Origin of the sequence: Micromonospora musae (genome assembly GCF_003626635.1) — a bacterium.
GTDB classification, from domain to species: domain Bacteria; phylum Actinomycetota; class Actinomycetes; order Mycobacteriales; family Micromonosporaceae; genus Micromonospora; species Micromonospora musae.
The window spans coordinates 427,063-435,903 of record NZ_RAZT01000005.1 but is presented as its reverse complement, the minus strand read 5'-3'; the positions used below and the strand labels follow the sequence as shown (position 1 = coordinate 435,903).

General features: G+C 70.3%; 5 protein-coding genes and 1 pseudogene. 5 read left to right on the top strand and 1 reads right to left on the bottom strand.

Annotated elements, in window-relative coordinates; translation table 11 throughout:
• The 5 genes and pseudogenes from D7044_RS12710 to D7044_RS12690 all read left to right on the top strand — a co-directional run.
• Positions 1-262: pseudogene (locus tag D7044_RS12710) on the top strand (Na+/galactose cotransporter); the annotation flags it as partial.
• 16 nt (positions 263-278) lie between these two features.
• A complete protein-coding gene (locus D7044_RS12705) occupies positions 279-629 on the top strand; it encodes a hypothetical protein (RefSeq protein ID WP_120679568.1) in 351 nt (116 codons plus the stop codon).
• 146 nt (positions 630-775) lie between these two features.
• Entirely contained in the window at positions 776-1,159 is a 384-nt protein-coding gene (locus D7044_RS12700) for a hypothetical protein (RefSeq protein WP_120679566.1), read from the top strand.
• A gap of 323 nt (positions 1,160-1,482) precedes the next feature.
• Complete coding sequence (locus D7044_RS12695) at positions 1,483-2,757, top strand: hypothetical protein (protein ID WP_120688951.1); 1,275 nt, start codon at positions 1,483-1,485, stop codon at positions 2,755-2,757.
• Positions 2,741-3,439: a class F sortase gene (locus D7044_RS12690; RefSeq protein WP_120688920.1), complete on the top strand. Its 699-nt coding sequence runs from the start codon at positions 2,741-2,743 to the stop codon at positions 3,437-3,439. The genes D7044_RS12695 and D7044_RS12690 overlap by 17 nt, the downstream gene beginning before the upstream one ends.
• A 62-nt stretch (positions 3,440-3,501) precedes the next feature.
• Here D7044_RS12690 and D7044_RS12685 read toward each other — a convergent pair whose 3' ends face one another.
• On the bottom strand, positions 3,502-8,559 hold the full coding sequence (locus D7044_RS12685) for an NAD-glutamate dehydrogenase (RefSeq protein WP_120688919.1): 5,058 nt from the start codon (positions 8,557-8,559) through the stop codon (positions 3,502-3,504).
• Positions 8,560-8,841 lie beyond the last annotated feature (282 nt).

The following is an 8,841-nucleotide window of genomic DNA, read 5'->3' as shown; positions in this document are numbered from 1 at the left end:
GATCCACTTCAACTCGGACCTGGAGGAGAGCTTCTGGGGGGCGGGCCTCGCCTTCGGCACGGTGGCCGTGGTCGCCGCGATCCTCACTCCGCTGACCAGGCCGAAGCGCGACGAGGACCTGCGCGGGCTGGTCTACGGCACGGGCGGCGTCGACCTGAAGGGGGACGTGCTGGCCGGGGACGCCGCCTGGTACCGCTCCCCGCTGCTGCTCGGCGTGATCGCCCTGGCCCTGGCCGTCGTCCTCTACATCCCGGTCTTCTAGGAAAGGTGTTGGCGCCATGGAGAACCGCAGCGAGCCGGCTCGCGATCCGCTGGCCGGTGAGGACGAGACGGAGGCGCGCCGCTCGGCCGCCGCGCGCCTGTTCGACATCCGCCGGGTGATCGGTGGTCTCTTCGCGGTGTACGGAGTGATCGTCACCCTGATGGGCGTCTTCGACGGCCGGGCCGAGCTCGACAAGGCGGAGGGCGTCCGGATCAACCTCTGGGCGGGTCTCGCGATGCTCGCCTTCGGCCTGCTCATGCTGCTCTGGCAGTGGCTGCGCCCCGCCGAGCCGCCCGCCACCGGGGAGCGGGAGCGGGTGGCCGGCCAGCCGGACGACCCCGGGGCCGACTCCACGGCCCGGTCCTGACCAGCCGAGTCCGGGCCTGGCTCGGGTTCGTTCCAGCGGGCCGGCGCGAACACCCCGCGGCGCACCGGGCATGACGGGCCGCCCGCGGGGTACGCGATCGGATCAGGCAACGCGTGAGAGGCGCCTCGGGACAGGAGGGCAGCAGCATGAGCGATCGTGACCGCCAACCGCCGCTGGAGGAGAGCCCGGAGATGGCCGCGGCGGTGGACGACGACAGCACCGTCCCGCAGCTCCGGACGGGCGGCGGGGCGGATCGGGACAACCCGTCCTTCGCCCAACCGGGTGACCTCACCGGGCCGGAGGCCTCGACGGAGGACCTGCTCGGCGACCCGTACGCGGCGGGCACCGGAGCGACCGGGACCGGCACCGGCGCGGGCGGCGACAACATCCGTACCGGCGGGGAACAGCCCTGGGACCCGGAGGACCTGGTGATGGCCCGGGGGCAGGACCTCACCCCGGAGAACCTCGAACGGGCCCGCCGGGACCTCGACGAGCTGGGCCAGGCCGCCGTGGAGCGCACCGTGCCCTGACCTTCGGCAGACAGCAGGAGGCCCCTGCCCGACGCGAGATGCGGTCGGGCAGGGGCCTTGTCGTGCGCCGTGCCCGAATTCGGGCCTGGCCAAATCACCCAGGCCCGCCCAAGCCGTGGGGAGAGCGCAGGCGCGGACAGCACGGCACCAACCCTCCCGAGTGACACCGCTGGGAGCGAAAGCCGCGTACCACCCGCCAAGTGCTTACACCGCATAAACGTAGAAACACGAATCTTTCCCTGCATAAGTCATGAAACGGTCTAACGTCAGTCTCAGCTCGGGTGCGCCGAGTTCAGGACAACAGGGATGGAGTGACGCAGGTCATGGCTAAGAAGATGCTCGGGAAGATCGTCGCGGGCGCCGCCCTCGGTGGGGCGTCCCTCCTGGTTTTCACCCCCGGAGTCGCGCTCGCGGACGGGCACCACGACGGCAAGGACCGGGACGGGAAGGTCCTGGCCAAGCCGCACGTCGTGAAGGCCGGCGAAGAGGTCAAGCTCCTCGAGATCTGCTCCGAGAAGCAGGAGCACGCCTTCGTGTGGTCGAAGGTCACCGGCAAGGTCGACCTCAAGCCCGTGAAGGACGACCGGCGCGAGGACCGGGGCGACGAGCACGGCAAGGACGACAACCGCAAGGACGACAAGGGCAAGGACGAGCACGGCAAGGACCAGAACGGCAAGGACGAGCACGGCAAGGACGACAAGGGCAAGGACGAGCACGGCAAGGACCAGAACGGCAAGGACGAGCACGGCAAGGACGACAAGGGCAAGGACGAGCACGGCAAGGACGAGCACGGCAAGGACGAGCACGGCAAGGACGACAAGGGTCGTGAGCACGAGGCTCGGGACGACTCGGGTCGTGACTACGAAGGCAGCGAGAACGGCGGCGACTGGCAGAACGGCGAGCGGACTTCGGCGAACGGTGGTCAGGGCGCGGCCGCCGACGACCCCAAGAAGGAAGAGGACCGCAAGCACGAGGACCGCAAGGACGAAGACCGCAAGCACGAGGACCGCAAGGACGAAGACCGCAAGAACGAGGACCGCAAGGACTGGAACGGCTACGAGCACGGCCAGGACGCGGGCCGCGAGGAGAACGGCGACAAGAAGGACGACAAGAAGAAGGACGACAAGAAGGACGAGGAGTCCCGCAGCCACGAGGAGAACGGCTCGTGGGAGAACGGCGGCGGCGAGTACGGCTCGGAGAACGGGTCGGAGTACGGCTCGGACTCGAAGAAGGACGAGGAGTCCCGCGACCACGAAGAGAAGGGCTCGTGGGAGAACGGCGGCAGCGAGAGCGGCTGGAACGGCGAGGAGTCCCGCGAAGGCGGCGACAAGGGCTGGGAGCACAAGCGTGACTTCGTCTACTACGGCGAGGCCAAGGTCGACAAGGACGCCAAGCCCGGCCGCTACGAGCTGAAGGGCTCCTGCGGCGAGGGCGAGCTGGTCGTCCTGCCGCGCGGTGGGGTCGACGGTGGTGACGGCGGCGTGGCCGGCGGCACCGACATGAACCTGGCCGCCGGGGGTGCGAGCCTGCTCGGCGCCGCCGCCCTGGGCGGGATCGTGCTGATGCGTCGTCGGCGGACCGATGAGTCGGTCGCCTGACGCGACGGCGACAAGGGCCGGCGGCCGTCACGGGAAACCGTGGCGTGCCGCCGGCACCGTTGTCGTCGTCCTGCTCGCCTTGGCCGGCGTCGGCATGATCGGCGCCTCTATGACGACCGCCTCCGCGCCCCGCCCGCCCCAGCCCCTGGCCCAGGCCGGCCCCGAGCCGAGCCAACTGGCCGAGGCGGACCAGCCGGCCGAGGGGGACCCAGCGCCCACCGGACTTCCCCGCGCGACGCCCACCACCATCGCGATCCCCCGGATCGGGGTGGACGCACAGCTCATGTCGCTCGGGACCAACCCGGACGGAACAGTACAGGTGCCTCCGCTGGAGCAGGCCGACCGCGCGGGCTGGTACGAGCCGGGGCCGAGCCCCGGCGAGGTCGGCAACGCGGTCATCGTCGGTCACGTGGACTCGGCCGCGATGGGCCCCGCGGTCTTCTTCGACCTGGGCGCGATGCAACCCGGTGACACGGTCACGGTCAACCGGTCGGACGGGCGGCCGGCCACGTTCCGCGTCGACTCGGTCAAGTCGTACCCGAAGGACCAGTTCCCGACCGAGTTGGTCTACGGGCCGAGCGAACGGCCCGGACTACGGGTGGTCACCTGCGGCGGCCAGTTCGACGAGACCGCACGCAGCTACCTGAACAACGTGATCGTCTTCGCCAGCCTGGTCGGCTGAGGAGAGGGCAGGATCCGGCCGGTCGGGATGCCCCGACCGGCCGGATCACATGCGGTCCCCGGTCAGGCCGCGGCGGAGGTCCGCACCAGGGTGCGGATCTGGCGCAGCAGCACTGACAGCGCGGCGAGATCCGCCCGGGACTCGTCGAACTCGCCCATCGCCCGCCGGGTCCGGTGGATGGAGGTCGAGTTCGACTTCTCCCACTGCTGCACCCGCTCCTGCGGCGACAGGTCGTCCGGCGTCGAGTCGAGCACCTCGGCGGTGAGCGCGGCCAGCGCGGCGTACAGGTCGTAGCGCAGCGCCATCCGGGCCAGCGTCTGCCACCGGTCCTCCCGCGGCAGCAGGGAGATCTTCGACAGCAGCGAGTCCACCCGGAAGAGGTCGGAGAGCACGAAGTAGACCGGAGCCACCTCGCCGACGTCCCGTCGCCGGTTCGCCGCCGTCTCCACCACGTCCAGCAGGCCGAAGCTGTACATCAGCCGGGTCGCCTGCTCGGCCAGCTCGCGCGGCAGGCCCCGCTCCGTCATCGAGTCGATGTGGGCCGTGATGGCCTCCCGCTCGCTGCCGTAGAAGAGGCTCTCCAGGCCGGGCAGCAGCCGCGCCACGCCGTCGCGGAGCCGGCGGATCTCTGCCGGTACGTCGATCGGCGAGCGACGGTTGGTGACCAGCCACCGCACCGCCCGGTCGAGCAGCCGACGGGTGTCCAGGTAGACGCTGGTCTGCAACTCCGGCGAGACCTTGTTGTCCAGGGCCTCGACCGCGTCCCAGAGCTCCCCCAGCCCGAAGACCTCACGGACCACCACGTACGCCCGGATCACGTCGGCCGCCGAGGCCGCCGTCTCCTCCGTCACCCGGAACACGAACGAGATGCCGCCCCGGTTGATCGCCTCGTTCACCAGCACCGTGGTCACGATGTCCCGGCGGAGCCGGTGCCGGGCCATCCGGTCGGCGAACCGCTCGCGCATCGGCGTCGGGAAGTAGTTGACCAGGACGTCGGTCGTCCACTCCTCGTCGGCGAGCCCGTCGGCGAGGATGTCCCGCTCGAGGACGATCTTGACGTACGCGAGCAGCACCGCGAACTCCGGAGCGGTCAGTCCGGACTCCACCCGGACCGCGAGCTCCTCGTCCGGTGGCAACGCCTCCAGCGACCGGTCGAGCGCACCCAAGCGCTCCAGGTCGTTGATCATCCGCCGGTGCACCGGCAGCAGGGACGCGGCCTGCGCCTGGGCGTTGTTGATCGCCCGGGCCTGGTCGTAGTTGTCCCGCAGCACCAGCTCCGCGACCTCGTCGGTCATCTCGGCGAGCAGCTCGTCCCGCGCCGCCGTGGTCAGCTCGTCGTCGGCGACCGCGGTGTTGAGCAGGATCTTGATGTTCACCTCGTGGTCGGAGGTGTCCACGCCGGCCGCGTTGTCGATGAAGTCGGTGTAGATGCGACCGCCGGTCAAGGCGTACTCGATCCGGCCGAGCTGGGTGAAGCCCAGGTTGCCGCCCTCACCGACGACCCGGCAGCGCAGGCTCCTGCCGTCGACCCGGATCGCGTCGTTGGACTTGTCGCCCACCTCCGCGTCGGTCTGGCTGGAGGCCTTGACGTACGTGCCGATGCCGCCGTTCCAGAGCAGGTCCACCGGCGCGGTCAGGATCGCCCGCATCAGCTCCTGCGGCGAGAGCTGGTTCACGCCGTCGTCCAGGCCGAGCCGCACCCGGATCTGCGGCGAGATCGGGATGGACTTGGCGGTACGCGGGTAGATGCCGCCCCCCGCCGAGATCAACTCCGCGTTGTAGTCCTCCCACGACGAGCGGGGCAGGTCGAAGAGCCGCTTCCGCTCGGCGTACGAGGTGGCCGCGTCCGGGTCCGGGTCGAGGATGATGTGCCGGTGGTCGAAGGCGGCCACCAACCGGATGTGCTCCGAGAGGAGCATGCCGTTACCGAAGACGTCGCCGGACATGTCGCCGACGCCGACCACGGTGAAGTCCTCGCTCTGGGTGTCGTGCCCCAGCTCCCGGAAGTGCCGCTTCACGGACTCCCAGGCGCCCCGGGCGGTGATGCCCATCTTCTTGTGGTCGTATCCGGCCGAGCCACCGGAGGCGAACGCGTCACCGAGCCAGAAGTTGTGCGCCGTGGAGATCTCGTTGGCGATGTCGGAGAAGGTGGCGGTGCCCTTGTCCGCCGCGACCACCATGTACGGGTCGTCGCCGTCGTGCCGGACCACGTCCTCCGGCGGCACGATCTGCCCGCCGACGATGTTGTCGGTCACGTCGAGCAGCCCGGAGATGAACTCCTTGTAGCAGGCGACCGCCTCGTCCCGGTCCCCCGGCTTCTGCTTGAGCACGAAGCCGCCCTTGGCGCCGACCGGCACGATGACGGTGTTCTTCACCATCTGCGCCTTGACCAGGCCCAGCACCTCGGTGCGGAAGTCCTCCCGCCGGTCGGACCAGCGCAGACCACCGCGGGCCACCGAGCCGAAGCGCAGGTGGACACCCTCGAACCGGGGCGAGTACACGAAGATCTCGAACTTCGGCCGGGGCGCCGGCAGGTCCGGAAGGGCCTGCGGGTCGAGCTTGAACGCCACGTACGACTTGGGCCGCCCGTCGGTGCGCCGCTGGTAGAAGCTGGTCCGCAGGGTCGCCTGGATCAGCGTCAGGTACGAGCGCAGGATCCGGTCCTGGTCGAGGCTGGCCACCTCGTCGAGCGCCGTACGGATGCTCTCCACCAGCTCGGCGCTGCGCTCCTGGCGCTGCCCGGTGTCGGGTTCGCCGGGCGCGAAACGGGTCTCGAAGAGCTGGACCAGCAGCTCGGCGATGCGCGGGTACGCGATGAAGGTCTGCTCCATGTAGTCCTGCGAGAAGACCGTGCCGGCCTGCCGCAGGTACTTCGCGTAGGCCCGGAGCACCACCACCTGCCGCCAGGTCAACCCGGCGCGCAGCACCAGCTCGTTGAAGCGGTCCACCTCGGCCTCGCCCCGCCACGCCGCCGCGAAGGCGTTCTCCACGTGCGGGCGCACCTCGGCCAGCTCCTGGTGGGCCTCGGGCAGCTGCAACCCGAAGTCGTACAGCCAGATCCGGCCGTCGATCCGGTCCACCTCGTACGGATGCTCGTCGATCACCCGTACGCCGAGCGAGTGCAGCACCGGCAGCACGGCGGAGAGCATCATCGGCTCGCCGTACCGGTAGACCTTGAACCGGACGTCCATCGACTCGTCCTGGTCCGCGCCGGTCCGCGCCCCCGCCCGCGGGGCGGACTGCTTGCGGAACAGGTGCATCTCCAGCTGGCCCGGCTCCTCGAGCAGCTCCAGCTTGGCCAGGTCCTTCATCGCCTCGTACGGCGTGTGGCCGTCCTTGTAGCCCTCCGGGAACGCGTCGGCGTACCGGGCGAAGAGGTGCTTGGCCTGCTCGTCGCCGAGCTTGCGCTCCAGCACCAGCCGGTAGTCGTCGTCCCAGAGCCGGGTCGCGTCGGCGAGTTCCTCGGCGAGCAGGTCGGCGTCGATGTCGCCGGGCGGGTTCGTCGGGTCGGTGCGGACGATGAAGTGCACCCGGGCGAGCATCGACTCGGTGACCCGGGTGGTGTAGTCCACCCCCACGCCGTTCAGCTCGCGCAGCAGGATGTCCTGCATGCGCAGCCGGTTCTGGGTGGTGAACCGGTCCCGCGGCAGGTAGATCAGGCAGGAGATGAACCGCCCGTAGGCGTCCTTGCGCAGGAACACCCGCAGCTGCCGGCGTCCGGCCATCCGCAGGACACCGATCACCGCGTGGTAAAGGTCGTCGGTCTTGATCTGGAAGAGCTCGTCGCGCGGGTAGGTCTCCAGGATCTGGAGCAGGTCCTTGCCGGAGTGGCTGCGCCGGCTGAGGCCCGAGCGTTCGAGCACCTCGGCGACCTTGCGGCGGACCACCGGCAGCTCCCGCACGCTGGTGCGGTACGCGGCCGTCGAGAAGAGGCCCAGGAAGCGCCGCTCCCCGACCACCTGGCCGGCCTCGTCGAAGATCTTGAAGCCGATGTAGTCCAGGTACGCCGACCGGTGCACGGTGGCCCGCGAGTTCGCCTTCGTGATGATCAGGAGGCGCTTCTCCAGCACCTTCTCGTGGGCTTCGGGCGTCATCGACGACAGCGCCCGCGCCTCCGGCGCGTCCTGCCGCAGGATGCCGAGCCCGGTGCCGAGCACCGCCTCCAGCGCCTGACCGCCCTGGGGGGTGTCGACCAGCCGGTACTCGCGGTAGCCGAGGAAGGTGAAGTGGTCGTGGGCGAGCCACCGCAGCAGCTCGACCGAGTCGGTGATGTCCTTCTCCGGCACCGGCGGCCGGTTGTCACTGGTGCGGGCGGCGGCCAACTCGTCGGCGAGCGCCAGGGCCCGCTGCCGCATCTTGGGCCAGTCCTCCACCGCCTCGCGGACGTCGGTGAGGACCCGCTGCAGCTCCCGGCGGATCCGGTCCCGCTCGGCGGCGTCCCGGACCGGATCGATCTCGATCCGCATCCAGCTCTCGACCAGGTCGCCGGCGATCGCGTCGTCCGGCTCGACGTCCGCGGAGACCTCAGCCAGCCGACCCAGCGGCTCCCGGCGCACCACGACCAGCGGGTGGACCAGCAGGTGGACGTCGAGATGGTGCGAGTTGAGCAGCGCCGTCACCGAGTCGACCAGGAAGGGCATGTCGTCGACGACGATCTCGACCACGGTGTGGTGCTGCTCGGCGTCCGGCTCGTGGATGCGCAGCTTCAGCTCGCCCGGCACCCGCTGCTGCGCCAGGTCCCGGTGCGCGCGCGCCGCGTCGAGCATCTCCTCGGCGGTGAAGCCGATCAGCTCCTCGTCCGGCGCGAACCGCCAGAAACGGCTGACCAGCGTCGCCGCGTCCTGGTCGTCCCCCGCGAGCGCGACCGCCTGGGCTACCAGACGCTCCGCGTTGGGTACGGGTTCGTCGAGCTCGGCGTCCTCCACGTCGTCGGCCAGCGCCTCCGTCGGCAGGCCGAGCTCGTAGATGGTGTCGATGCTCGACCCGGTCAGCCCGGTGACGCCCGTGTCGAGCCGGCCGTAGCCGTCCCCGTCGGTCGCCGAATCGAAGCTGTCGTCGTTCCCGCCGGTGTCGTTCAGCCGGAGGTCGGATTCCGGTTTGATCGCCGGACGCCGGTCCATCGGTGCCACTCCCCTCGACGACCCACCGCATTGTGGGTCACTCTGCCGCCCAGCCTAGGCCCTACGGGTTCACCCCTTCGCGGGCGGACCACGGGCCGGACGTCCGGATCTGGACTTTGTCCATTCGCCCCTTGCGGGTCCGAGGTTGGCCGCCTGCCGTGTACCCCTTCGCGCGATGTTCATCACACTGCCCCCGCCCAGTCTTTCCCCACGTCGCGGCCCGTCCCGGACAGTGGGTCCGCCGTTCACGTACTAGCGTGGGGCGACCCGACCGCGGAGGGA